The 23,123-nt window shown below is 56.9% G+C and carries 26 protein-coding genes; 11 read left to right on the top strand and 15 right to left on the bottom strand.

The window, feature by feature from the left end:
• Positions 1-20 precede the first annotated feature (20 nt).
• Both DA792_RS22470 and argH read right to left on the bottom strand, forming a co-directional pair.
• Positions 21-185 (bottom strand): hypothetical protein, encoded by a 165-nt coding sequence (locus tag DA792_RS22470; RefSeq protein WP_199908092.1) that lies wholly within the window; start codon positions 183-185, stop codon positions 21-23.
• A complete protein-coding gene (gene argH, locus DA792_RS18715; protein ID WP_107721972.1) occupies positions 182-1,573 on the bottom strand; it encodes an argininosuccinate lyase in 1,392 nt (463 codons plus the stop codon). Before argH ends, DA792_RS22470 begins: the two co-directional genes overlap by 4 nt.
• 12 nt (positions 1,574-1,585) lie before the next feature.
• Between argH and DA792_RS18710 the strand changes: the two genes are divergently transcribed.
• Positions 1,586-2,182 carry a TlpA family protein disulfide reductase gene (locus DA792_RS18710; protein WP_199908091.1) on the top strand — a complete coding sequence of 199 codons (597 nt, stop codon included), beginning with the start codon at positions 1,586-1,588 and terminating at the stop codon, positions 2,180-2,182.
• Here the strand turns inward: DA792_RS18710 and DA792_RS18705 are convergent.
• Both DA792_RS18705 and DA792_RS18700 read right to left on the bottom strand, forming a co-directional pair.
• Positions 2,151-2,687: a hypothetical protein gene (locus DA792_RS18705; RefSeq protein WP_107721970.1), complete on the bottom strand. Its 537-nt coding sequence runs from the start codon at positions 2,685-2,687 to the stop codon at positions 2,151-2,153. The genes DA792_RS18710 and DA792_RS18705 overlap by 32 nt on opposite strands.
• Complete coding sequence (locus tag DA792_RS18700; protein ID WP_107721968.1) at positions 2,687-3,427, bottom strand: PAS domain-containing protein; 741 nt, start codon at positions 3,425-3,427, stop codon at positions 2,687-2,689. The genes DA792_RS18705 and DA792_RS18700 overlap by 1 nt, the downstream gene beginning before the upstream one ends.
• 347 nt (positions 3,428-3,774) lie before the next feature.
• Between DA792_RS18700 and DA792_RS18695 the strand changes: the two genes are divergently transcribed.
• The 4 genes from DA792_RS18695 to yddG all read left to right on the top strand — a co-directional run bounded on the left by DA792_RS18695 (position 3,775) and on the right by yddG (position 7,906).
• Entirely contained in the window at positions 3,775-4,602 is an 828-nt protein-coding gene (locus DA792_RS18695; protein WP_107721966.1) for an EAL domain-containing protein, read from the top strand.
• A 151-nt stretch (positions 4,603-4,753) separates the two neighbouring features.
• Positions 4,754-5,929: an acetyl-CoA C-acetyltransferase gene (locus tag DA792_RS18690; RefSeq protein ID WP_107721963.1), complete on the top strand. Its 1,176-nt coding sequence runs from the start codon at positions 4,754-4,756 to the stop codon at positions 5,927-5,929.
• A 301-nt stretch (positions 5,930-6,230) separates the two neighbouring features.
• A complete protein-coding gene (locus DA792_RS18685; protein ID WP_107721961.1) occupies positions 6,231-6,953 on the top strand; it encodes a beta-ketoacyl-ACP reductase in 723 nt (240 codons plus the stop codon).
• An 89-nt stretch (positions 6,954-7,042) separates the two neighbouring features.
• The gene (yddG, locus tag DA792_RS18680) at positions 7,043-7,906 is read left to right on the top strand and encodes an aromatic amino acid exporter YddG (protein ID WP_107721959.1); all 864 of its coding nucleotides are present in this window, start codon (positions 7,043-7,045) and stop codon (positions 7,904-7,906) included.
• A 31-nt stretch (positions 7,907-7,937) separates the two neighbouring features.
• On the opposite strand, the gene DA792_RS18675 is transcribed toward yddG, so the two are convergent.
• From DA792_RS18675 to DA792_RS18665, 3 genes are all read right to left on the bottom strand, one after another.
• The gene (locus DA792_RS18675) at positions 7,938-8,105 is read right to left on the bottom strand and encodes a YdcH family protein (RefSeq protein ID WP_107721957.1); all 168 of its coding nucleotides are present in this window, start codon (positions 8,103-8,105) and stop codon (positions 7,938-7,940) included.
• 137 nt (positions 8,106-8,242) lie between these two features.
• Positions 8,243-9,004, bottom strand: coding sequence for a tRNA1(Val) (adenine(37)-N6)-methyltransferase (locus DA792_RS18670; protein WP_107721955.1), 762 nt, complete (start codon positions 9,002-9,004; stop codon positions 8,243-8,245).
• Positions 9,001-9,219 carry a putative signal transducing protein gene (locus DA792_RS18665; RefSeq protein ID WP_107721953.1) on the bottom strand — a complete coding sequence of 73 codons (219 nt, stop codon included), beginning with the start codon at positions 9,217-9,219 and terminating at the stop codon, positions 9,001-9,003. The genes DA792_RS18670 and DA792_RS18665 overlap by 4 nt, the downstream gene beginning before the upstream one ends.
• Positions 9,220-9,269: 50 nt before the next feature.
• On the opposite strand from DA792_RS18665, the gene DA792_RS18660 reads away from it, so the two are divergent.
• Positions 9,270-10,280 (top strand): polyprenyl synthetase family protein, encoded by a 1,011-nt coding sequence (locus DA792_RS18660; RefSeq protein ID WP_107721951.1) that lies wholly within the window; start codon positions 9,270-9,272, stop codon positions 10,278-10,280.
• Between the two features lie 90 nt (positions 10,281-10,370).
• Here DA792_RS18660 and DA792_RS18655 read toward each other — a convergent pair whose 3' ends face one another.
• The 3 genes from DA792_RS18655 to DA792_RS18645 form a co-directional block, all read right to left on the bottom strand.
• A complete protein-coding gene (locus tag DA792_RS18655; RefSeq protein WP_199908203.1) occupies positions 10,371-11,198 on the bottom strand; it encodes a 4-(cytidine 5'-diphospho)-2-C-methyl-D-erythritol kinase in 828 nt (275 codons plus the stop codon).
• Between the two features lie 9 nt (positions 11,199-11,207).
• Complete coding sequence (locus DA792_RS18650) at positions 11,208-12,914, bottom strand: tetratricopeptide repeat protein (protein WP_107721947.1); 1,707 nt, start codon at positions 12,912-12,914, stop codon at positions 11,208-11,210.
• 121 nt (positions 12,915-13,035) lie between these two features.
• Positions 13,036-14,688 carry an electron transfer flavoprotein-ubiquinone oxidoreductase gene (locus DA792_RS18645; RefSeq protein WP_107721944.1) on the bottom strand — a complete coding sequence of 551 codons (1,653 nt, stop codon included), beginning with the start codon at positions 14,686-14,688 and terminating at the stop codon, positions 13,036-13,038.
• Positions 14,689-15,085: 397 nt separating this feature from the next.
• Between DA792_RS18645 and greA the strand changes: the two genes are divergently transcribed.
• From greA to DA792_RS18620, 4 genes are all read left to right on the top strand, one after another.
• On the top strand, positions 15,086-15,556 hold the full coding sequence (gene greA, locus DA792_RS18635; protein ID WP_074644768.1) for a transcription elongation factor GreA: 471 nt from the start codon (positions 15,086-15,088) through the stop codon (positions 15,554-15,556).
• Between the two features lie 16 nt (positions 15,557-15,572).
• Positions 15,573-16,589 carry a hypothetical protein gene (locus DA792_RS18630; RefSeq protein ID WP_107721940.1) on the top strand — a complete coding sequence of 339 codons (1,017 nt, stop codon included), beginning with the start codon at positions 15,573-15,575 and terminating at the stop codon, positions 16,587-16,589.
• A gap of 121 nt (positions 16,590-16,710) precedes the next feature.
• Complete coding sequence (locus DA792_RS18625) at positions 16,711-17,427, top strand: AzlC family ABC transporter permease (RefSeq protein WP_107721938.1); 717 nt, start codon at positions 16,711-16,713, stop codon at positions 17,425-17,427.
• Positions 17,424-17,750 carry an AzlD domain-containing protein gene (locus tag DA792_RS18620; RefSeq protein ID WP_107721936.1) on the top strand — a complete coding sequence of 109 codons (327 nt, stop codon included), beginning with the start codon at positions 17,424-17,426 and terminating at the stop codon, positions 17,748-17,750. Before DA792_RS18625 ends, DA792_RS18620 begins: the two co-directional genes overlap by 4 nt.
• A gap of 1 nt (position 17,751) precedes the next feature.
• Here the strand turns inward: DA792_RS18620 and DA792_RS18615 are convergent, their stop codons facing one another.
• The 5 genes from DA792_RS18615 to DA792_RS18595 form a co-directional block, all read right to left on the bottom strand.
• A complete protein-coding gene (locus DA792_RS18615) occupies positions 17,752-18,372 on the bottom strand; it encodes a hypothetical protein (RefSeq protein WP_107721935.1) in 621 nt (206 codons plus the stop codon).
• Positions 18,373-18,400: 28 nt separating this feature from the next.
• Entirely contained in the window at positions 18,401-18,535 is a 135-nt protein-coding gene (locus DA792_RS18610; protein WP_107721932.1) for an aa3-type cytochrome c oxidase subunit IV, read from the bottom strand.
• A gap of 148 nt (positions 18,536-18,683) precedes the next feature.
• The gene (locus tag DA792_RS18605; RefSeq protein WP_107721930.1) at positions 18,684-19,712 is read right to left on the bottom strand and encodes an MBL fold metallo-hydrolase; all 1,029 of its coding nucleotides are present in this window, start codon (positions 19,710-19,712) and stop codon (positions 18,684-18,686) included.
• Positions 19,712-21,421, bottom strand: coding sequence for an acyl-CoA dehydrogenase (locus DA792_RS18600; protein WP_107721928.1), 1,710 nt, complete (start codon positions 21,419-21,421; stop codon positions 19,712-19,714). Before DA792_RS18600 ends, DA792_RS18605 begins: the two co-directional genes overlap by 1 nt.
• A gap of 128 nt (positions 21,422-21,549) precedes the next feature.
• Positions 21,550-22,131, bottom strand: a complete 582-nt coding sequence (locus tag DA792_RS18595; protein ID WP_107721926.1) for a YqgE/AlgH family protein — start codon at positions 22,129-22,131, stop codon at positions 21,550-21,552.
• A 123-nt stretch (positions 22,132-22,254) separates the two neighbouring features.
• Here DA792_RS18595 and DA792_RS18590 point away from each other — a divergent pair, with 123 nt between their 5' ends.
• On the top strand, positions 22,255-23,121 hold the full coding sequence (locus DA792_RS18590; RefSeq protein ID WP_254679310.1) for a protein-disulfide reductase DsbD domain-containing protein: 867 nt from the start codon (positions 22,255-22,257) through the stop codon (positions 23,119-23,121).
• Positions 23,122-23,123: the final 2 nt, after the last annotated feature.

Raw genomic sequence — 23,123 nt, 5'->3', positions numbered from 1 at the left:
CCGGGCCTGAGGGCCCTCAGTCAGTTCAGCGGAATGTGAATGTTAACCGACGTGTCGGTGTAACTTCCGCGTTTGGAATTCACGCCCACGGTGGTGGACACACCCACCTCCGGCTTGACGGGATCGCCATTCACACCACAGCCCACAAGGCCGATCATCGCCACAGCAGATATAAAACGGATCATCCAAGCACCTCTTTCCAACGCGCAATTTGCGCACGGACCTGCGAGGGCGCCGTGCCTCCGTAGCTTGTGCGAGATGCGACCGAATTTTCAACTGTTAACACGTCATAGACGCCTTCGGTGATCGCTTCGTGAACGGATGTCATCTCCTCCAGGCTCAGATCGGGCAAATCACAGCCCTTTTTCTCAGCCATCGCCACCAGTGCGCCGGTGACATGGTGTGCATCGCGAAACGGCAGGCCCGCTTCGCGCACCAACCAATCGGCAAGATCGGTCGCGGTGGAGAAGCCAGAAGCCGCCGCAGCGCGCAAATTATCGGTGTTGGCGTTCATATCTGACACCATTCCGGTCATCGCGGCGAGGGCCAACATGAGGTTGTCGGCGGCGTCGAACACCTGTTCTTTGTCTTCTTGCATGTCTTTGGAATAGGCCAAAGGCAGGCCTTTCATCACCATCATCAACGCGACATTGGCGCCAAAAATCCGCCCCACCTTGGCGCGGATCAATTCAGCGGCATCAGGGTTTTTCTTTTGCGGCATAATCGAAGATCCTGTGGAAAACCGGTCCGAAAGCGCAACAAAACGGAACTGAGCCGAGGACCAGATCACCAATTCTTCGGCAAAACGCGACAGGTGCATGGCCGTGATCGACGCACAGCTCAGAAATTCGAGCCCAAAGTCCCGATCGGCCACGGCATCCAATGAGTTGGCGGTCGGACGGTCAAAGCCCAGCGCCTCAGCCGTCATGTGGCGATCAATCGGAAACCCCGTTCCCGCAAGGGCGGCAGAGCCCAACGGGCTTTCGTTCATCCGGGCGCGCGCATCTTTGAACCGGGACATATCGCGGCCAAACATTTCGACATAGGCCATCATATGATGCCCCCAGGTCACCGGCTGCGCGGTTTGCAGATGGGTGAAGCCGGGCATGACCCAATCAGCGCCCTTTTCGGCCTGCGCCATCAACGCACGGATCAAGGCCTCAAGGCCAGAAACCGCCGCATCCATTTGATCGCGGGTCCACAGTTTGAAATCGGTGGCCACCTGATCATTACGCGAGCGCGCCGTGTGCAACCGCCCGGCCGGTTCACCGATGATCTCTTTGAGGCGGGATTCGACATTCATATGAATGTCCTCAAGCGCCGTGGAAAAGACGAACGCGCCTGTTTCGATTTCTGACAATACCGTGAGAAGGCCTTCCCGAATGGCCTGAGCATCGTTATCCGTGATGATGCCCTGTTGCGCGAGCATCAAAGCATGGGCGCGCGAACCCGCGATATCTTGGGAGGCCAGTCGTTTGTCGAAACCAATGGACGCATTGATCGCTTCCATAATCGCGTCAGGTCCGGCGGCGAAACGCCCGCCCCACATCGCGTTTGATTTCTTATCGGTCATGGACACACCCGCATGTTGAAAAATCTGATTGCTGCCACCCTTTATACGGCCCTGAGCCTTGGTGCAATTCCTGCAACCGCGCAGGATATGCAAAGCGTGATGGAGCTGCGCGATGGAAGCCTACAAAAACTGGGCTTTCACAGTGAACCCAAAGAGGTGAGTACGCTGCCGTTCATGACGATGGAGGGCGATGAAGAAACGTTTACGGATTATGCGGGCAAACTTGTCCTTCTCAATTTCTGGGCCACATGGTGTGCGCCCTGTCGCAAAGAAATGCCCGCCCTTGATGCGCTCTCCACAGAGTTTGGCAACAAAGGGTTCGTGGTTCTGCCCATTGCGACCGGGCATAACCCCACACCCGCAATCGAAAAATTCTTTGAAACCGCTCAGATCAAAGGGCTGACGCCGCGACTTGATCCCAAAGGCGCGATGGCACGCGACATGGGAGTGCTGGGCCTGCCGGTGTCGATTTTAATTTCTCCACAAGGCCAGGAAATCGCACGCATGACCGGAGATGCGGAGTGGTTTTCACCCTCCGCCCAAGCGATTGTGGCCAAACTGTTGAAGGAATACGACCTCACGAATGATGATAGCGCAGAGACCCATTAAACACGCGCGGCATCGACGCCTCGACCAGTGTTTTCACTCGTTCTGAAAGATGCATGATCCTCTCCAAAGTCGCATCAATTTCGATGTGGAACTTGTCGAGCTGATCAATCACAGGCATGAGCGACACTGAATTTGCCCCAAGACGCCCAGCTTCGACACGGCACAGCACTCGAATGGAATCGAGCCCCGTCACAAGTTGACGCAGATCCTTCGCAGAGCGCGTCAGAGCCGTAACGTCGCTGAACACAGAAACCAGAACTGAACCCGAATCGATAGAATAGGTGTCGAGCAACGTTGTGAGCACCTCCACTTCATTTTTGAAATCGTCACCCTCTATCCCGGTCACGAAGGCCTCTGACGCGACCATCTTCACTTCACGCTGAAGCCGAGCGGCGGCCATCATGAAAATACCATGATGCACCCGCGACAGAACCGATTCGGTCATGCTCCGGGTGCCATTTTCGACCCGAAACCCGCCGAGGTGGTTGGTCACCTCGTCTGACATCAACCTATAGTTTTGAGAGATTGCAGAAATCGGCCCCCTGCCGGCTCCAAACGCGACGCAACAATACGCATATTTGAAGGAATCCCCCGGATTTTCGCGAAGGTCATGAACAATTTCTGCTGTTCTGTTTCAAGGTTTTGCAATGTCGGCAAAAGGTCCTTCATGCTGTTCAATCGACCGTCATCGGCACGGTCGAGAGCGGCATCTCTGGCCGCCATTTCTTGCGCAATCGCATAAGAACTAAAGGCAGAATAGGTCGGAAACCCGAGCCCGGATAATGTTTCGCGAATCTTCTCAGCACTTTGTTCAGGCGTAAGCCCTTCAGATGCTTCACGTTTCAACATATCGGCATAGACGGATTGCGCCTGAGCAAACACTTTCGAAGACGGCTTCATCCGCACAGACACGTAGCCGCCGTCAATGGGCGAGATGACCGCATAGACCCAATAGTACCGACCATCTTTGGCGCGGTTTTTCACATAAGCCCCGGTCGCCAGACCTTTTTTAAGCCGCTCCCACAGGATATAAAAAACACCCTTCGGCATATCGGGATGCCGAATGATTTTATGGGGCGCGCCGACAAGTTCTTGCCACGAATATTCAGAAATGCGGCGAAAAACTTCATTCCCGGACGCGATCACACCGCGCTTATCTGTGCGCGAAAAAAACAGTTCCTCAATTGCGAACGGTGCTTCGTCACGACCTGAGGAAAATGCTGTTGCAGAATTTTGAAATGACATGCTTCGCCCAATTGTCTGATTTGGTCCCAGTTGAGCAAAGGTTACTTTCAATATGGTTAAGCCGTTTCAAACCCAGCCGAAGATTTTTCCGATGAAAACTGCATGGCGGCGATGCGCGAACTTGGGACGCAAAAATCCGCCAATATAAAAAGGAAAATTCAATGTAAATGCACCGGGTCTTCGTCCAATTTCGGGATTATTTAGAAATACACAAACGGCATCAATGCTTTGGGCATTTGCTCAAAATTTCTCTAAAGTCTTGAACAAATTTGAGAGTTTACCCGCCGTTATCCCAAGTCTTTCAAAGTCGGTCTTACAATGCGGATGCTTTAAGGCAAGGTGACGGGATGACTGACTCTTTCTATGGCCACGATGATTTTGGTAGCCCCCTGTCGGCGGCGGTCGCGGAACGTGATCGAAGCACAATGGACATGGTGCATTCGGCTCTACGCAAAAAACAGGTGATGCTCGCCTATCAACCCATTGTCCAAACGCTGCGCCCAGATCGTCCTGCTTTTTTCGAAGGTCTCATTCGGGTTTTGGATCACACTGGGCGGGTGATTCCTGCGCGCGAATTTATCGAGGTCGCCGAGACCACCGAAACCGGCCGCCAACTCGACTGTCTTGCGCTTGAGCTTGGGCTCGCGGCCCTCAACGATCACCCGACATTGCGCCTTGCGATCAACATGTCGGCTCGCTCTATCGGCTACCCGCGTTGGAAAGAAACGCTTCATGCCGGCCTGTCCAAAAACGTAACCATCGCCGAACGTCTCATTTTGGAGATCACCGAAAGCTCCGCCATGGTGATGCCCGATCTTGTGTCCGTCTTCATGAAGGAACTGCAATCCATGGGCATTTCCTTTGCCCTTGATGATTTTGGCGCGGGCTACACCGCCTTCCGCTATCTCAAGGAATTCTATTTCGATATTGTGAAAATTGATGGCAGTTTCATCCGCGGCATCGCGACCAATCCTGACAACCAAGTGCTGACCCAGGCCTTGGTCTCTGTCGCCAAACATTTCGACATGTATACGGTGGCCGAATTTGTCGAAACCGAAGCCGATGCCCAATATCTGAGTTCAATCGGAATCGATTGCATGCAGGGGCACTATTTTGGTGCGGCCACAATTGATCCGGCGTGGCAAACCAAAGAAACACGCCGAAAAGCCAGCTAGCCGGGCGTCAAACCGCCTCATCTTGGGATTGATGGTTGAAAATGCTGCGCCCGCAGCCTACTCCTTTGGTGGGGAGCCGCGCAATATTGTTGCAAAAAATCCAGCCATTGGGCAATCTCCCCACAACCATTCTGGGAGAGAGAAGACCATCATGACCAATGTCGTTATCGCATCCGCAGCACGAACTGCCGTCGGCAGCTTTTCGGGCGCTTTCGCCAATACCCCGGCCCATGACCTCGGCGCCGCAGTCCTTGAAGCGCTGGTCGCGCGCGCCGGGATTGAAAAAGGCGAGGTGTCTGAAACCATTCTTGGTCAGGTGCTGACTGCGGGTCAGGGTCAAAACCCGGCACGCCAAGCCCATATCAATGCTGGCCTGCCGCAAGAATCCGCCGCATGGAGCATCAACCAAGTCTGTGGCTCAGGCCTGCGTACTGTCGCGCTGGCCACCCAACACATCATGTTGGGGGATGCCGATATCATCTGTGCCGGCGGCCAGGAAAACATGTCCATGTCCCCCCATGTCGCCAACCTCCGTGCTGGCCATAAAATGGGTGACATGAAGTTCATCGATTCGATGATCAAAGACGGCCTTTGGGATGCTTTCAACGGCTACCACATGGGCATCACCGCCGAAAACGTTGCCAATCAATGGCAGATTTCCCGCGAAATGCAGGATGCCTTTGCCTTGGCCTCGCAAAACAAAGCGGAAGCGGCGCAAAAGGCTGGAAAATTCTCTGATGAAATCATCCCCTTTGCGGTCAAAACCCGTAAGGGTGAGATCATCGTTGATGCCGACGAATACATTCGCCACGGCGCGACGTTGGAGTCCATGCAAAAACTGCGCCCTGCCTTCGACAAAGAAGGCTCCGTCACCGCAGGCAACGCCTCGGGGATCAACGATGGCGCGGCTGGTGTGCTTTTGATGTCGGCAGATAATGCCGCCAAGCGCGGCATCCAACCGCTGGCCCGCATCGCGTCCTATGCGACCGCCGGTCTCGACCCGTCGATCATGGGTGTTGGCCCGATCCATGCGTCACGCAAGGCGCTTGAGAAAGCCGGTTGGAAAGCCGAAGATCTCGATCTGGTTGAAGCCAACGAAGCCTTTGCCGCACAGGCCTGCGCCGTGAACAAAGACATGGGCTGGGATCCGGCCGTGGTGAACGTAAACGGCGGCGCGATTGCCATTGGCCACCCGATCGGTGCCTCTGGTGCACGTATCCTCAACACGCTGTTGTTCGAAATGCAGCGCCGCGATGCCAAAAAAGGCCTCGCCACGCTTTGCATCGGTGGCGGTATGGGCGTTGCCCTCTGCGTTGAACGCGACTGATAGCCAACTTGGGAGGGGCCTCTTTTGCGGCCTCTCCCCACTGCTTGTCCTCAAAACAAGCCCAAAGCCTACAAAATGGTAGCGCAAACACTCCCTTCGTAAAATAGCTCTTGATCCCGCACCGCATTCAGTTTGTCATGATTGGGCGGTACAGTGTTCATGTCCAGAATATTGGGAGCCATGTCATGGGACGATGCCGTCGCGCCAAAAAATTTCTGCATCAGCTAAGTAATATTGTTGCGGCTGCAGAATATTTTGGATAACAAGATTTCCAACAGAAGATTTGATAGGGAGGAGTATCATGTCCAAAGTCGCAATCGTGACCGGGGGAACGCGCGGGATTGGCGCAGCCATTTCGAAAGCCCTGAAAGACGCAGGTTACACCGTGGCCGCAAACTATGCCGGCAACGACGAAGCCGCTGCTAAATTCACCGAGGAAACCGGCATCAAGACCTTTAAATGGTCCGTGGCCGATTACGATGGCTGTGCTGAAGGCATTGCCAAAGTCGAGGCCGAGCTTGGCCCGGTCGACATTCTTGTCAACAACGCGGGCATCACCCGCGATGCGCCGTTCCACAAGATGACCCGCGAGCAATGGCAGCAAGTCATGGACACCAACCTCTCCGGCGTGTTCAACATGACCCATCCGATCTGGCCGGGCATGCGCGAGCGTAAATTTGGCCGCGTGATCAACATTTCGTCGATCAACGGTCAAAAAGGTCAGTTCGGCCAGGTGAACTATTCGGCCGCAAAAGCGGGTGACATCGGGTTCACCAAAGCCTTGGCCCAAGAAGGTGCGCGCGCTGGCGTCACCGTCAACGTGATTTGCCCCGGCTATATCGCGACCGAAATGGTCATGGCCGTGCCGGAAAAAGTCCGCGAATCGATCATTTCGACCATTCCCGTTGGTCGCCTTGGCGAACCCGAAGACATCGCCCGCTGCGTGGTGTTCCTGGCCTCCGATGAGGCGGGCTTTATCACCGGCTCGACCATCACGGCGAACGGCGGTCAATACCTCACCTAAGGCTTTGAGATGCAGTTTGAAGGGGGGTCACAGGCGTGGCCCCTTTTTTTATGATTGCGCCGCTCAAAGACTTACGGCTATCTCGCGCAATGACACGCAAAACCGCCACATCCATCGGCTTTCTCGCCGTCCTGCTTTGGGCGCTTTTGGCGCTGTTCACAGTGGCCAGCACGCCGGTCCCGGCGCTGCAACTAAATGCTGTGAGCTTTGCCATTGGTGGCGGAATTGGCCTGATCTGGATCGCCAAAAACCGTGCATGGCGGGATTTGAAACGCGTCTCGCCCTCGGTCTATGGCTTTGGCACACTTGGGATTTTTGGCTTTCACTTCCTGTATTTTTCATCCCTGCGCCTTGCCCCTCCGGCGGAAGCGGGATTGATCACCTACCTCTGGCCCTTGCTGATCGTCCTGTTTTCCGGCCTTGTCCCCGGCGAACGCCTACGCCCGCTGCACATTGTGGGGGCCATGCTTGGGCTGGCGGGGGCGATCCTCGTCATTGCGCGCGGCACATCCTTTGCCGGAGAGGCGGGGCTTGGCTATCTTTTGGCCTTGGCGGGGGCCTTTACATGGGCCGGATATTCAGTGATTTCGCGCCGGCTCGGCCATGTCACCACCGCCTCTGTCGCGGTATTTTGCCTTTTGTCGGCAGTCCTCTCATTGATCACGCATTTGGCCTTTGAACAGACCGTTTGGCCCGCAACCCAAATAGGCTGGGGCGCGCTGATTGCATTGGGACTTGGTCCCGCAGGCGGTGCGTTTTATTTGTGGGATGTAGGGATGAAAAAGGGCGACATTCAACTGCTTGGAACAGCGGCATATGCCGCGCCACTTTTGTCAACGGGGGCTCTGATCCTTGGAGGGGTGACTGAACCGCGTTTGGCGCTTTTGATTTCGGCGGGCTTGATCACCGCCGGTGCCGGACTGGCCGCTTACGCAAGCCGCCAGACCGAATAATAATACGTATAGAGACGTTTCGCAGCCCCCTTTAGGTTGTACTCAACCGCGCGATTTCTTCCTTAATGCGGAGTTTCTGCTTTTTCAGGTCTGCGATCCGAAGCTCGTCTGCGCTTGGGGAGCGTTGCGCAATTTCGACGGCTTCAGAGAGGGATTTGTGCTTTTTCTTCAATTCCTCAATGTGGGAAACCAAGCTCATGTCTTCTCCTCTTCGTTTGATTTAGCTTCAATGTAAAAGCTATGTAACAAGTGCACCATAGAATTTGAGTCGTGTCACGGGTTTGTTTTGGAACAAAATGACGTGATCAGGGTTGCGCGCGAAATATTGCCAAAGGGTTAATGCCCCCAGGGCAAATCCCCGCCTTCGCGCAGGATGGTTAACACCTGAGCCGTGTAGCTTTCGCCATCGCGCAGATGACGCGCGCCCTCATGCATGATCAAGGGCGGTTCCATGACGAAAGCAGCCCGCCCGCCCTTACGCGCCTGCACGATCACCAATTCGGCGACGCGCCCCAGACGCGGCTGAATCGCGCGCACCCGCACCGACCCAAGCCGCCCCATCAGAGATGTCAAAATGTCCGGAAGGCGGTCCGCCTTTTGGATCATCGTCAAATAGCCTTTGGGCGCAAGGCGCTTCGCCGCCACCTCAATCCAATCGCTCAGTGGCGTATCGCCGCCAAGGGCCATATCGCGCCCGGCATTGGTGGCAGCGGTCGAACGTGCCCGGTCATAATAGGGCGGATTGGCAATCACATGATCAAAGCCACGCGCCTTTATGTCTTGCGGCAGATGCCGCAAATCGGCCTCAACCACGGTCATATCCGCATTGTTCAGAGTGACATTGCGACGGGCCAGATCGGCATACATCGGTAGCATCTCAACCCCGGTTAGCGACAGTCCCGCAACGCGCGCATTCAGACACAGCGCGGCGGCCCCTGCCCCACAGCCCAATTCCAACACATGCTGTCCAGGCTGCGCAGCTGTGGCAGCTGCCAACAAAACCGGATCAACACCGGCGCGATAGCCCTCTGCCGGTTGATATAGCTGCACCCTCCCGCCCAAAAACGCGTCACAGGTCTCGGTCGTCTCCGCCGTCACAGATCTTCCAATTCAAAATCATGGTCACGCAAAATGCGGCGCGCCTGATTAAGATCATCATCCAAGACCATCAATCGACGCGGCAATATGCCAAGGCTACCCTCGAGGACGCTCATATGGACGTCCATTTCAAAGCAGTCTATATCCTCACCGGACAAGATGGCTTTGGCATAGATGATCTGGGTCGGGTCAGTTGTGCGCAGGAGCTGTTTCATCACTTGATTTAAAGACAGACCGACGGGTTTGTCGAGACGAGGAGTGTCCCATGGGCTTGGGTGAGGCGACAAAACAAGCGGCAGTCAAACCGCATGAGCAATTGGCCGCGTATCTTGCGCCCGAGCTTGAAGCGGTGAATGCCCTGATCCGCGAACGCATGTCCTCTGAACATGCGCCGCGCATTCCCGAAGTCACCGCGCATTTGATCGAAGCGGGCGGCAAACGGTTGCGTCCGATGTTGACACTGGCGGCAGCTAAAGCCTGTGGCTACAGCGGCCCCTATCACATTCACCTCGCGGCCACGGTCGAATTCATTCACACCGCCACGCTTTTGCATGACGATGTGGTCGATGAAAGTGCGCAACGGCGCGGGCGGCCCACGGCAAACCTGTTGTGGGACAACAAATCTTCGGTGCTTGTCGGCGATTATCTTTTTGCCCGCGCATTTCAGTTGATGACAGATGCCGACAACATGCGCGTGCTTCAAATCCTCTCCAACGCCTCCGCGACCATCGCCGAGGGCGAAGTGCTGCAACTGACTGCGGCGCAGGATTTGAAAACCGACGAAGGCATCTATTTGCAAGTCGTGCGCGGCAAAACCGCCGCGCTGTTTTCAGCAGCCACCGAAGTCGGCGGCGTTTTGGCCGAAGCGGATGACGCTGTCGTCAAAGCGCTGTTTGACTATGGCGATGCGCTTGGGATTTCGTTTCAAATCGTCGATGATCTTTTGGATTATTGGGGCTCGGCGCAAACTGGCAAAAACATCGGCGATGATTTCCGCGAACGCAAACTGACCCTTCCAGTGATCAAAGCAATTGCCAAGGCAGACGAGACAGAGCGGGCCTTTTGGGTGAAAACCATCGAAAAGGGCAAACAGGACGAGGGCGATCTGGATCATGCCATCGCGCTTTTGAACCGTCACAACGCACTCAACGAGACCCGCGACGTGGCGCTGGACTGGGCGGAGAAAGCCAAGGCGGCACTGTCTGCCCTGCCTGCGGGTGAGGTGGTTCAGATGCTGTCGGACATCGCGGATTATGTCGTGGCTCGGCTGCGCTAGTTTAACATGTGGCTCGGCTGCGCTAGTTTAACATGTGGCTCGGCTGCGCTAGTTTAACATGTGGCGTGCCTGCGCTAATGAGAGCGCGGCTTAGCCCGGGAGCGTACTGGCCGATTTGACCCACCACCACGGATTGCTGGCGGCCATTTGCGCCGCCGCCATATCCGCAGACAACCGATCCTCGAAGAGACCAAAACAGGTCGCGCCAGACCCCGACATCCGCACCATTTGTACCTTTGGGGCCAGCGCCAAAGCCGTCAACGCCGCAGCGATCTCGGGCACACGTTTCACCGCAGGTCGTTCAAGATCGTTGCGCTGGGTGCTCAACCAATCGACAAAGGCCAAGGTGTCGGGCCAATGCGGCAATTTATCGGGCATCGGCATATTGTCTTTGCGCTCAAGGCGGGCAAAGACCTCCGGCGTCGACACTTCGACCCGAGGGTTGACCAACACCAGATGTAGTGCGGGCATGATGACGGGGGATAAGACCTCGCCAATCCCCGACATGCGCATGGGTTTCGAGCGCAAACAGACCGGGACATCCGCGCCCAGCGACAGTGCCTGATCGGCGGTCACGGGCTGTGTCCCCAAACGCGCCGCCGCGCGCAATGTCGCCGCAGCATCCGCCGATCCGCCGCCAATGCCGGAGGCTGGCGGCAGGTGTTTATCAAGCGTTAACGCCATCGGTCGCCCTGCCAAAGCCGCCGCTTTCAACACAAGATTGGTGCCATCCGTCGGCACGCCCGCGGCAAAAGGGCCGGTTACAGTCAGAGACGACTGTGCGGCAGGCTCAGCGATGATTTGATCACCGAGATCGACAAAGGCCACAAGACTGTCCAAGATGTGATAGCCATCCGCCCGCTGTCCGGTGACATGGAGCGCAAGGTTGACCTTGGCCGGAGCGAAAATCTTTGTGATCATAGGATGTTAGCCATCATCCAAGGGGCGTGTGGGCGCAAGCCCCTCCTCAACCAACACCCGGTCCAGTCCCACCTCCAATTTGCGGCGAATGCGGTTGGCCTCATCGTCTTCGGGATCAAAGGACAGAGCGCGTTCCCATTGAAATCGCGCCTCGCGTTCGCGGCCAACGGCCCAATAGACATCCCCCAAGTGATCATTCACCACCGCATCCACCGGCATCAATGCCGCGGCACGTTCCATCGGTTTGACCGCCTCATCATAGCGACCCAAAAGGTACAGCCCCCACGCCAGACTGTCGGTGATATAACCATCATTCGGACGTGCGGCAGAGGCCTTGCGGATCATCCCCATGGCTTCATCAAGGTTGGTTTTCATCTCAAGGAAGGAATAGCCAAGGTAATTCAAAACTTGCGGCTGATCCGGTTCCAACGCAAGCGCTTGGCGCAAATCAGCCTCGGCTTTGTCCCATACACCTTCACGCTCGTAGGCAATGCCACGGGTGAAATAGAGCGGCCATTGCGCGCGCGAGGGCGGCTGATTGAGATCAATTGCAGTGCTATAGGCCTCGGCCGCCTCCGCATAGCGTTCATGCCGGCGCAACGCATCGCCAAGCGCGATATGACCGTCATCCAGTTCAGGATGGGATTTCGTCAACTGGCGCAACACTTCAAGCTCGGCATCGTCTTTGCCTGCCGCCCGCAGCGCTTCGGCGCGGCCAAGCGTTGCCATCGGATAGGCCGGATCATCAACAGCAATGGCGTCAAACGCCGTGGTGGCAAGATCGTAATTGTCGAGCCGCTCCAAAAGGGCGGCGCTGAACAACGCGTAATTGGCCTCATCCGGGCGCAGCGCTTGGGCAATGCGCGCGTATAAAAGCGTGTAGCCGTCATCAAGCCCACCATCGAGGGCGGACGCGACGGCGAAAAACACATCTGCCATACCGTCCCGCGCGCTGCGCACGACCGTGAACGGCACGCTTTCACCCGCGCTCAGAGCGGCTTTGAGTGCTTCGATTTCCGCATCAGGGGTCGCGCCAAAACTGTCATTGATCAAGGTGAGCGCCTCGTCATTGCGCTCCAATTGGCTTAGCATTTGTGCCTGAGCGATGGCAGAGGATCGGGTGGCGGGCTGACCGACCGAGGTCAGCGTATCAAGCGCGCCTTCGTAATCCCCCACAAGGGCGAGGGCCAAAGCCTTGTTATAAGGTCCAAAAAATTCAAACCCTTGACCGGCATCGACCGTACTGTCGAACAGGGTCAAAGCACTGGACATATCGCCTTTGCCGACAAAGGCCCAAGCATGCACCATCCCGTCGACGACGGTGGAAATGCTTTGTCCCTCATCAAGGGCCGCAATCACACCATCATAATCCTCATCACGTGCCATCAGGGTCAGATTGCCCATGGCCGCGATTTGATTGCCGGGTTCAAGGTCGCGCAACACGGAAGCGTAACCTTTGATCTGATCAAAGTTGCCCATGGAGATCTGGCCCGAAATCACGGATTCGAGCAGGACCGGATTTTGCGGATCAGAGGCCAGCGACCGCGTTGCATAGCTGACAAGATCGCGAAAACTGCGGTCCATTGTGGCTTGTCGCGCCGCAAGATAGGCCCCGGCATCCGCCGCAACAGGAGACGGGGTGAAAAGCCCAGCCCCTACAATCAGGCCAATGGCGGTCAGGGCCGAAAGCGAAAAACCCGCGCGGTGTGTCACCAGAAATCTCCTTCGCGTTATCTGCACAAAGCCTATCGTTCAAACCGGACGGCTGCAACGCAAACGGGGACCGCTTGGGCCCCCGTTCTTTCATTTGCGTCAACACGTTGGCGTGAGAGCCTTACATATTCGGATAGTTCGGGCCATCGCCCCCCTGAGGCACGGTCCACGTGATGTTTTGGCTGGCCTCTTTGATGTCACAGGTTTTGCAGTGCACGCAGTTTTGGAAGTTCACCACAAATTTAGGCTCTTCGCCCTCAGGTGTCAGATATTCATAGACCCCCGCCGGGCAATAGCGCGCGGATGGGCCACCGAACTGTTTGTAATCCACATCAATCGCCACCTGCGGGTCTTTGAGTTTAAGGTGGCAGGGCTGGCTTTCTTCGTGGTTGGTCGCGGCAAAAGACACGTTGGTCAGCCGGTCAAACGAGATCACACCATCGGGTTTCGGATAGTCGATCGGTTTGAATTTGTCGGCCTTCCCGGTCGATTGCGCATCGGTTTTGCCATGTTTCACCGTGCCAAACAGCGAGCCACCAAACAGGGTGTTGGTCCACATATCCAAGCCGCCGAGCATCAGCGACGCCGTCAGGCCGTATTTCGACCAGAGCGGTTTGACATTGCGCACACGTTTCAGATCCTTGCCGACAGCGCCAGTGCGCAGCTCGGTTTCATAGCCTTCCAACGTGTCGCCAGACCGGCCCTCTTTGAGCGCCGCCACAACATGCTCGGCCGCCGCTTTACCCGACAGCATCGCGTTGTGGTTGCCTTTGATCCGCGGCACATTCACGAGACCGACAGAACAGCCAAGCAGCGCACCACCCGGAAAGGCCGCTTTCGGCATCGACTGATAGCCGCCCTCGGAGATCGCACGCGCGCCATAAGCGACACGTTTGCCACCCTTCAAAAGCTCCGCCACCAGCGGATGATGTTTGAAGCGCTGGAATTCCATATAGGGAAACACATAGGGGTTTTTGTAGTTCAAATGGACCACAAACCCGATGAAAATCTGATTGTTTTCCGCGTGATAGACAAACCCACCACCGCCCGCATTCGAATTCAAAGGCCAGCCCATCGAGTGCCAAACCTTGCCTTCTTTGTGCTTGTCCGGGTCAATCTCCCAGATTTCTTTCATGCCAAGGCCGAATTTTTGAACGTCACGACCGTTTTGCAGATCGTATTTGGCGATGATTTCTTTCGCCAACGAGCCACGCACGCCCTCGGAGATCAAAACATATTTGCCGTGTAGCTCCATACCGGGTTCATAGGCCTCGGTCGGTTCGCCATCCGGCCCACGACCAAACTCGCCCGCAACCACGCCTTTGACTTCGCCATTGTCGCCGTAGATCAGCTCGGAACAGGCCATGCCGGGGAAAATTTCGACGCCCATTTCTTCGGCCTGCTCGGCCATCCAGCGGCACACATTGCCCATAGATACGATGTATTTGCCATGGTTCGACATGAACGGCGGCATCGGGGTATTGGGGATACGAATGGATCCGGCTTCGCCCAAAAGGTGGAAATGATCCTCGGTGACTTTGGTCGAGACGGGCGCACCGCGCTTTTTCCAATCCGGGATCAGCGCATCAAGACCGCAAGGGTCGAGCACCGCACCGGACAGGATATGCGCCCCCACTTCGGAGCCCTTCTCCAACACAACAATGTTAAGATCCTCATCCAGCTGTTTGAGGCGGATCGCAGCGGAGAGGCCCGCAGGTCCGGCACCAACGATAACGACGTCATATTCCATCGCCTCGCGTTCGACATTCGACATAAAGTTTCTCCCTGATCAAACAGCTTTCCGGCGCTTACCTAACCGCTAAGCCATAGCCGGGTCAATTTCAGATGGTGTTTTTCGTGGCGTCCGTTGAGCGCAAACGTCGATAAATCGCCGCAGCGCCGCATCAAAAGCGACCAAACCCCGGCGTCATGCCCCAATCTCCCCATAAAGGCGCGCACAAAGCACACCGTTTGTACCCAAAGAATCGTCGCCCATCCGTCACGCCAAACCACCCAAATCCACGCCATGCCAGGCCTCATGTCATCCCCCGCGCAACTGAGCCCTTGCAATCTGACCCTATTCCGGGTCAGTTGGGGGTATAAATTGTGATAACCAAAGCGCGCGGAGGGTCCGACCTCGCAGCGCTTTTTTCGTGCAGATGAGTGGCCTGATGGAAAAAATTCTCATGACGCGCGCGGGCAACACCGCGTTGAGCAGCGAGTTGAAAAAACTCAAGTCGGTGGAACGCCCGGCAGTCATTCAGGCGATCGCCGAAGCCCGTGAGCTTGGCGATCTGTCAGAGAATGCCGAATATCATTCTGCGCGTGAAAAACAGAGCTTTATCGAAGGCCGGATCAAAGAGCTTGAGGGCGTGTTGTCCTTGGCCGAAGTTGTTGATCCGAAAACACTTTCCGGTGCTGTAAAATTCTCGGCCACGGTGACAATCGTGGATGAAGACACCGACGAGGAGAAAACCTTTCAGATCGTCGGCCAACACGAGGCCGATATCGAAAACGGGCTTTTGAACATCGCATCCCCTTTGGCGCGCGCTTTGATCAACAAAGAAGAGGGTGACAGCGTCGAAGTGCGCACGCCCGGTGGCGAAAAGAGCTACGAAATCCTCAAGATCGCGTATATTTAACCTTATAGACGCGGTCGTGGAGGCCCCTTTGGCAGACGAAGGTCCCAAAAAAATTGAACTTGGCGTGTATCAGCGCCCCGATGACGCCCCTCGGATCACCGCGACAGAAATGACCGCGGCGGTCCTGTCGTTGGTGTGGTTGGCGCTGACCATTGGCTATTTCCTGATCGTCGGCAAAGGCACGGATGATTTTGACAGCATCCGCTTTGTGATGATGTTGATCGCGATTTTCATGCCTGTGGCCATGATTTGGGTCGGGGCCTTGGCGGTGCGGGCCTCCGTTACGATGCGCGAAGAGAGCCGCCGCCTTCAGGCAGCGATTTCGGCCATGCGCCAATCCTATCTGGCACAACAACACGGCGGCACGGCCTCCAGCAGTGTTGAGAAAAAGCTCGAAGAGATTGTCGCCGCTCAGCGTAAAACCGAATCCACCCTCGCGATGTTCACCTCAATCCGCCCCGGCACCACACCGCCGGAAGACAAATTGGCGATCCCATCGCCCGCTCTGATCGAAGAACAGGCCTCGCTGGCACTTGGCACCCCGTCCGAATCCCTCGCGCCGCCCCTTTCGGTCGCGGATTTTATCAAGGCGTTGAATTTCCCCGAAACCGCCGAGGACAAAGAGGGCTTTCGCGCCCTGCGCCGCGCTTTGTCTGATCGCAAGGTCAGCCAATTGATCCACGCCGCCCAGGATGTGTTGACCCTGTTGTCACAAGACGGGATTTACATGGATGACCTGCGTCCTGACCGCGCCAAGCCTGAGGTTTGGCGGCGTTTCGCGGCCGGAGAACGTGGCCATTCGGTCGCGCCATTGGGCGGGGTTCGGGATCGGTCGTCCTTGGCTTTGGCGTCGGGGCGGATGAAACAGGATGCGATTTTCCGCGATGCGGTGCACCATTTCCTGCGCAAATTTGACAAAACATTTGCCGAGTTTGAACAGACCGCCACAGACGAAGAAATCTCCGCTCTCTCCGACACCCGTACCGCACGCGCCTTTATGCTTTTGGGTCGGGTCACCGGGACGTTTGATTGAATCGGCACCACCTGATTTCCCCCCGTCTGATCGCCATTTGCAAAACCCATATTCACAAATCGCCATTGGTCATGCGCAAGCCCATGGCTTAGGTTAGCACGACCCTAAAAGTGATAGATCCATGTTTACATCCCCTGCCTCGCGACAGTTCCTTATAGGCATCAAAGATGGCTTGCCGTTTCACATCGTACTCTGGCCCTTTGCCGCGATTTTTGGCGCGATTGCCACGCAAGCGGGGCTAAACATCGTGGAAGTCATGGGGTTTTCCGTGCTCGTCATCGCCGGATCGGCGCAATTGGCCGCGTTGCAATTGATGACAGAAAATGCCCCCACAGTGATCGTCATCGCCACCGCTTTGGCCGTCAACCTGCGCATGGGGATGTATTCAGCCTCAATCACCCCGCATATTGGCAAATCCTCGCTGCTGACCCGCGCCTTTGCCGCCTATATGCTCTACGATCAACCCTATGCGCTCTCGACAATAAAATTCGAAAAAGAACCCAACCTGAGTGTCTCCGAAAAGCTTGGGTATTTCTTTGGCGTCGCGATCCCTCTTGGCATCGGATGGTACGCGCTGACCTTTACCGGCGCGGTTTTGGGCGAGAAAATCCCCACCGATCTTGGCGTCGATTTCGCCGTGCCAATCACCTTTTTGGCCGTGGTCTCGCCGATGTTGAAAACTCTGGCGCATTTGGCGGCGGCGCTCACCTCCGTGGTGTTGGTCCTAGCCCTGAGCTTTATGCCCTTTGGGTCTGGGCTTTTGGTCGCTGCAGCGGTTGCTTTGGTCGTCGGCGCACAGGTTGAAATTTGGATGGAACACCGAAAGGCCGCATCATGATCAACGCCACGACAGGCCAAATCTGGACCATCATTCTCGCTATGGCAGCGGGTACATTTTTGATCCGCTTTGCGTTTTTGGGCTTTGTCGGTGACCGGCCCTTGCCCGGCTGGCTCTTGCGGCTGTTGCGTTATACGCCTGTCGCGGTGCTGCCCGCCGTGGTTGCGCCGATGCTTTTGGGACATGGCGAAAACGCCTTTGATCCGCTGCGGCTCGGCTGTGCGGTGGCCACCATTGCCGTGGGGATTTTGACCCGCAATGTGCTTTGGGCGATTTTGATTGGGCTGGGGCTATTCTTTGGCCTTGGTGCGCTGATCGGCTGACTCAGACGCCCTGACGCAACAACAACGGCGGGGCTGTAATGAGGCGTCCGTTCTCATCCGGGCTGTCGTCATAGTGCTTTTTCTCAGTGACACCTTGCAGCTCACCAAACCATGTCATCAGTTTTTTGGGGAACATCGTGTTTGGCGCCCCGGAAAAGCCGGGCAGATCCGACAGGATACCCGAAATACTATCGGTACAATGCGCCTTTGCCACCGCGCCATGGGCCTGAATTTTTGACATCGCAAGCTGTGCGACTTCGGGGCTGACCACGATGGTTTGTTCAACCACATGGTAGGTCACCCGCGCGTGGTAATCGATGTAAAAGTCCACAGCGGCGTCACTCATGCCATAATGCACATCGTTTCGCTCGGGCAAATGCGGGTGGTAAAACGTGCCCGCCGGGTCAAAAATCGCGCGTTCTGAGGGGGCGTTGACCATCAAAGCGGAATGCGCGCCATTTCCAGAGCGATTGCTGATCACGGTGAACAGGGTCAGCGTATAGGGCGCGCCATGCACATAATGCGCACGCGCGACCGCATCATCAGGTGCCCATTTGGGCTCTGCGGCCCCACACGCGGTGAGGGCCAAAAGGCTCAGGAGCCAGAAAACGCGAGAGAACATCCGCAAGTGTCCGGCTCCTAAACAAGGCTTAGCTATTGAAAATAGCCATAAAAATCAGAATAAAAATAGAAGCGCCGGCGACCCAAGTGGACCATTTGATAAACCCTGCAAAGGTCTTTTCTTGCACCGAAGTGTCCATCTCGCCGTGTTTGTACTCAGCCATTGTGCGTGTCCTTTTATCTTCTTTGGCATTGAATTAGACGATTCAGATCGGCCTGTCACCCGTTGCTTGCATCCACCGGATGCGATCAGGGGGCAATCTGTTTCAGATCAGCCACAAGTCACCCCGCTTTGCTCGCCCGGCACGAGGCTCACCTCGCCTGCCACAGGATCGCCCCATCATCGCGGACCTGCCCGGTGGCCAATCCTTGTGCTTCAAGATGGCGACAATGGGCCATGGCTTCGACCATCGCCAGCCCATATTCACCCTCTTTGATCTTACGGCGAAACAGCACATCGAAACAGTCGCAGGCGGTGTGCGGGTCTTTCAATGTCTCAATCAGGCGGGCGAGCGCGTGGTGGTGATTGTCAAGCAACTGCTGCAACCGCGCGGGCAGACCCGTGTAGGGCAATTTATGCCCGGTCATCACAAGATGGCTGTCTTGCGCATGGGGCACGAAGCTCTCACACGATGTGATCCATTCGCCCACGGGATCGGCCATAGGTTCGGTCGCAGAGGCCCCGAGGTTGGGAGAGATCGCGCCCAAAAGCTGATCCCCGCCAATCACCAACGCCCCATCCCGGCTCCAAAAGGTCGCATGCTCCGGCGCGTGACCATGGCCACAGCGCACGTCCCACATGCGACCGCCGATCTCAATCTCATCCCCCTCACGCAGGCGAGTATACCCAAGCGGGATCGGCGTCACCGCATCAGCGGTGTTGAAAGGGCGCTCGGAGAGACGTTTGTCATAGACTTCGGGCGCCATGCCGCAAGAGCGCCAAAAGGCACACATTTCCGCTGTCGGCGCCTCTTGCACATCAAGCTGCAGCATCCGCGCCATCAGATAAGCGGTGCGCGTGGTGGTCAGACTCGCGCCATGCTCGGACATGAACCACCCCGCAAGACCGATGTGATCCAGATGATGATGGGTGGCAATGACGCGGTGGACCGGCTTGCCCCGCAGCGCCCCGTCAATCAGCCCCTGCCACAACTGCCGCGTTTTGCCGGTATCGACGCCGGTGTCGACCACAGTCCAGCCATCGCCCTCCTCAAAGAGGTAGCAATTTACATGCGCCAACGGGATCGGCAGAGGCATCCGCGTCCAAAGCACCCCTGCCGCAATCTCGACAACCTCGCCCATCTCAGGCGGGTCAAATGGCGTGCGTATGGGGGCAGTCATCAGGCGGTTAAATCCTCAGAACTCAAAGCATAAACATCCGCCGATCCAAGGCGCGCCTGCGCCAAAAGAGCGGTGTGTTCGGGCAACATACGTTTAATATAGAAGGCCGCAAGACGGGAGTGTTTGCCCTCCCCCCCCTCGGCAATCGCGGCTTTGAGGTGGTAATGCCCGCCCAGCACGCGCGCAAAGGCCCGTAGGAACGGCACAGCGCCCGCAAAGCGGTCATTCATCGGCAGCGCCAACATGGTCTCAACCCCTTCGCGCAGGGTCTCCGCCGCGTTCCACACTGCAATCGCACGACGTGGCAACACCGCCCGCGCCTCTTCGGCAAAGGCTTCGATCTCGTCCAAAAGGGCAAAGGCCGCGTCGCCCCCATCCATCAATTTGCGGCCGACAAGGTCCATCGCCTGAATGCCGTTGGTGCCTTCATAGATCGAGGTGATGCGGGCATCGCGGGCATATTGCGCCGCCCCGGTTTCTTCGATGTAGCCCATGCCACCATGGACCTGAACGCCGGTTTGGGCGACCTCATGGCCAATGTCGGTGGAAAACGCCTTGGCGATCGGGATCAAAAACGCCCCGCGCGCCTGTTGATCCGGGTCCAAGCGCCCACGATCAAGCGCCACGCCACAGGCCAGCGAAAGACACCGCGCCACAAAGGTCTCGGCCCGCATCGTGGCCACCATCCGGCGGACATCGGCGTGATCCAGAATGCTGCCGCCCTCCCGACCAATCGGAGACGCGCCTTGCACCCGATCCTCGGCATAGGCCAGTGCCTTTTGCGTGGCGGCCTCGGCGACACCAACCCCCTGAACACCGACGCCAAGACGGGCGTTGTTCATCATGGTGAACATGCATTTCATGCCTTCGTGCTCGCGTCCCACAAGCCAGCCCTTGGCCCCTTCATACGCCATCACACAGGTGGGCGACCCGTGAATGCCGAGCTTATGCTCAAGGCTCACAACGCTGAGGCTATTGGCTTCGCCCAAAGTGCCATCTGCATTGGGGATGACCTTTGGCACCATGAACAGAGAAATGCCTTTGGTCCCCTCCACCCCATCCGGCAACCGCGCCAAGACAAGGTGACAGATGTTTTCAGAGAAATCATTGTCGCCCCAAGTGATAAAAATCTTCTGCCCGGTGATGGCGTAAGACCCGTCGTCATTGCGCGTCGCCTTGGTCCGCAGCGCGCCCACATCAGACCCCGCCCCGGATTCGGTGAGATTCATCGTGCCGCACCATTCGCCCGAGATCAGCTTTGGCAGATAGAGCGCTTTGATCTCGTCACTGGCGTGATGTTCCAGTGCCTCGATTTGCCCCTGTGTCATCAGCGGATAAAGCGACAAGGACAGGCACGCCCCCGACATCATTTCATTCACGGCCGTCGCCACCGTAAGCGGGAGGCCCATCCCACCGTTCTCCGGCTCGGCCAACATGCCGATCCACCCGCCTTCGGCCACTTGCGTCAAAGCATCGCCAAAGCCCGGAGAGGTTTTGACCACGCCGTCCACCAAAGTGGCGGGTGTCACATCACCCCCGCGATCCAGCGGCGCGATCACATTGCTGGTGAGATTGGCCGCCTCATTCAAAATGGCCTGAACCGTGTCGGCATCAATTTCGGCAAAACTGTCCGTTTCCAGAACCGTCGCGAAATCAACGATGTGATCAAAGATAAACTGATACTCTGAAACCGGGGCGCGATAGGTCATGTGGGTCTCCTTCTGCACGCAAATCGACACGCTGCGACAGATCTTTGTCAAGCCTAGGTCGGGACACCCCCGACGTATTGACTATAACCGTAGCGAAGCTGTGGCGAGCACCCAACCCAAACGCTGCGTCACGCGCGTCCCGCATCCGAAGACAAAACCGCCGGGCTGACGCCGAGCGACTTCAACGCCGCGTGCCACTTGGCGTCGTCTGGCGTTGAAAACACAATCTCCGGGTCCGCATCGCAGGTCAGCCAGCCGTTTTTGACGATTTCGTCTTCCAATTGGCCCGGCCCCCAGCCCGCATATCCCAGACACAGCAACCGCGCATCCGGCCCAGCACCGCGGGCCATATCACGTAGAATCTCGCGCGAGGCGGTCATGGAAAACTGTGATCCCACATGCATCGAGGCATGATCTGCGGCATAATCCGTACTGTGCAACACAAAGCCTCGGCCCAGCTCGACCGGACCGCCAAAATAAACTGGAATCGGCTGCATCGTCGGGGAGGCGCGAATGTCGAGTTGTTCAAACACGTCGGCAACGGCGATCTCGGTGGAGGTTTTATTGATGATCAACCCCATGGACCCGTCGCTTGAGTGGGCACATAAAAACACCACAGCGCCGTCAAACCGCGGGTCGCCGATCCCCGGCATCGCGATCAAAAGCTTTCCGGTCAGCTCAGTGGTCTCTATCGGGTCGGGGTGTAACATACCCCCACCTCACCTGAACCCGGCCCCGAACGCAAGTGGGCGCGCGGCATTGCGCGCCAAAATCGCGGTTGCGCCGCAACACAAAACCGCGAGAGCAGGGCTGTCTCTCAAATGTGAGTTTGTGTGACCGCTTCCCGTGTCTATATGAAAGCCATGACACACTCGATCTCAAACACATTCGTCGCCGCCTGTTTTGGTTTGGCCAGTTTCGGTTTGGCCAGCATTGGCTTTGCGCCTGCCGCCATGGCCGACAGCCCGGCAGATATGGCGCAGATTGAGGTTCTGCCCGGATGGCAAATGGAGAATGGTCATCAGATGGCCGCCATTCGCATCACTCTGGCCCCCGGTTGGCACACCTATTGGCGCGCCCCCGGAGAGGCGGGCATCCCGCCGCAATTTGATTGGAGCGGGTCTAAAAATATCTCTGCGGTCAATGTCCATTGGCCGGTGCCCAAACTTTTTTCCGAAAATGGCATGTGGTATCTGGGCTATGAGCGCCAAGTGGTTTTGCCGATCGAAATCGCACCAAATGCGGCGGGTGACATTGCCCTAGATGGGGTGATGGACCTCGGTGTGTGCAGCGATATTTGCATGCCCTTGCAGGCCACAATCGGCGCGACATTCGCGCAAAAGACCCGCGCTGGCGCCATCGGCGCGGACAGCGGACAAATCCGTAAAGCATTGGCAGATCAACCGCAAAAGGTCTCTGGTGCGCGCTGTAGCGCAGCCCCGATTTCCGATGGGATGCGCCTCACTGCGACATTGAATGTGCCCCATTTGGGCGCGCGCGAAGTGGCGATTGTCGAACACCCGGACCGCTATATGTGGGTGTCGGAGGCGATGGTCACCCGCACCGGTGGTTCGGTTTCGGTACAAAGTGATCTGGTCCCCTCAGATGCACAACCGTTTATGGTGGATCGCTCGGCCTTGACCATCACCGTGATCGGCAATGGCCAGGCCTATGAGGCCCAGGGCTGTACTGGCGGCTAAAA

Source organism: Celeribacter baekdonensis, from assembly GCF_003047105.1.
GTDB classification, from domain to species: Bacteria; Pseudomonadota; Alphaproteobacteria; order Rhodobacterales; family Rhodobacteraceae; genus Celeribacter; species Celeribacter baekdonensis_B.
This window is presented reverse-complemented; position numbering and strand designations above follow the sequence as displayed.

Coding starts and splice junctions, on each gene's coding strand:
- DA792_RS22470 (WP_199908092.1), bottom strand. CDS start 185: ATGATCCGTTTTATATCTGCTGTGGCGATGATCGGCCTTGTGGGCTGT.
- argH (WP_107721972.1), bottom strand. CDS start 1,573: ATGACCGATAAGAAATCAAACGCGATGTGGGGCGGGCGTTTCGCCGCC.
- DA792_RS18710 (WP_199908091.1), top strand. CDS start 1,586: ATGTTGAAAAATCTGATTGCTGCCACCCTTTATACGGCCCTGAGCCTT.
- DA792_RS18705 (WP_107721970.1), bottom strand. CDS start 2,687: ATGTCAGACGAGGTGACCAACCACCTCGGCGGGTTTCGGGTCGAAAAT.
- DA792_RS18700 (WP_107721968.1), bottom strand. CDS start 3,427: ATGTCATTTCAAAATTCTGCAACAGCATTTTCCTCAGGTCGTGACGAA.
- DA792_RS18695 (WP_107721966.1), top strand. CDS start 3,775: ATGACTGACTCTTTCTATGGCCACGATGATTTTGGTAGCCCCCTGTCG.
- DA792_RS18690 (WP_107721963.1), top strand. CDS start 4,754: ATGACCAATGTCGTTATCGCATCCGCAGCACGAACTGCCGTCGGCAGC.
- DA792_RS18685 (WP_107721961.1), top strand. CDS start 6,231: ATGTCCAAAGTCGCAATCGTGACCGGGGGAACGCGCGGGATTGGCGCA.
- yddG (WP_107721959.1), top strand. CDS start 7,043: ATGACACGCAAAACCGCCACATCCATCGGCTTTCTCGCCGTCCTGCTT.
- DA792_RS18675 (WP_107721957.1), bottom strand. CDS start 8,105: ATGAGCTTGGTTTCCCACATTGAGGAATTGAAGAAAAAGCACAAATCC.
- DA792_RS18665 (WP_107721953.1), bottom strand. CDS start 9,219: ATGAAACAGCTCCTGCGCACAACTGACCCGACCCAGATCATCTATGCC.
- DA792_RS18660 (WP_107721951.1), top strand. CDS start 9,270: ATGGGCTTGGGTGAGGCGACAAAACAAGCGGCAGTCAAACCGCATGAG.
- DA792_RS18645 (WP_107721944.1), bottom strand. CDS start 14,688: ATGTCGAATGTCGAACGCGAGGCGATGGAATATGACGTCGTTATCGTT.
- greA (WP_074644768.1), top strand. CDS start 15,086: ATGGAAAAAATTCTCATGACGCGCGCGGGCAACACCGCGTTGAGCAGC.
- DA792_RS18625 (WP_107721938.1), top strand. CDS start 16,711: ATGTTTACATCCCCTGCCTCGCGACAGTTCCTTATAGGCATCAAAGAT.
- DA792_RS18620 (WP_107721936.1), top strand. CDS start 17,424: ATGATCAACGCCACGACAGGCCAAATCTGGACCATCATTCTCGCTATG.
- DA792_RS18615 (WP_107721935.1), bottom strand. CDS start 18,372: ATGTTCTCTCGCGTTTTCTGGCTCCTGAGCCTTTTGGCCCTCACCGCG.
- DA792_RS18610 (WP_107721932.1), bottom strand. CDS start 18,535: ATGGCTGAGTACAAACACGGCGAGATGGACACTTCGGTGCAAGAAAAG.
- DA792_RS18605 (WP_107721930.1), bottom strand. CDS start 19,712: ATGACTGCCCCCATACGCACGCCATTTGACCCGCCTGAGATGGGCGAG.
- DA792_RS18600 (WP_107721928.1), bottom strand. CDS start 21,421: ATGACCTATCGCGCCCCGGTTTCAGAGTATCAGTTTATCTTTGATCAC.
- DA792_RS18595 (WP_107721926.1), bottom strand. CDS start 22,131: ATGTTACACCCCGACCCGATAGAGACCACTGAGCTGACCGGAAAGCTT.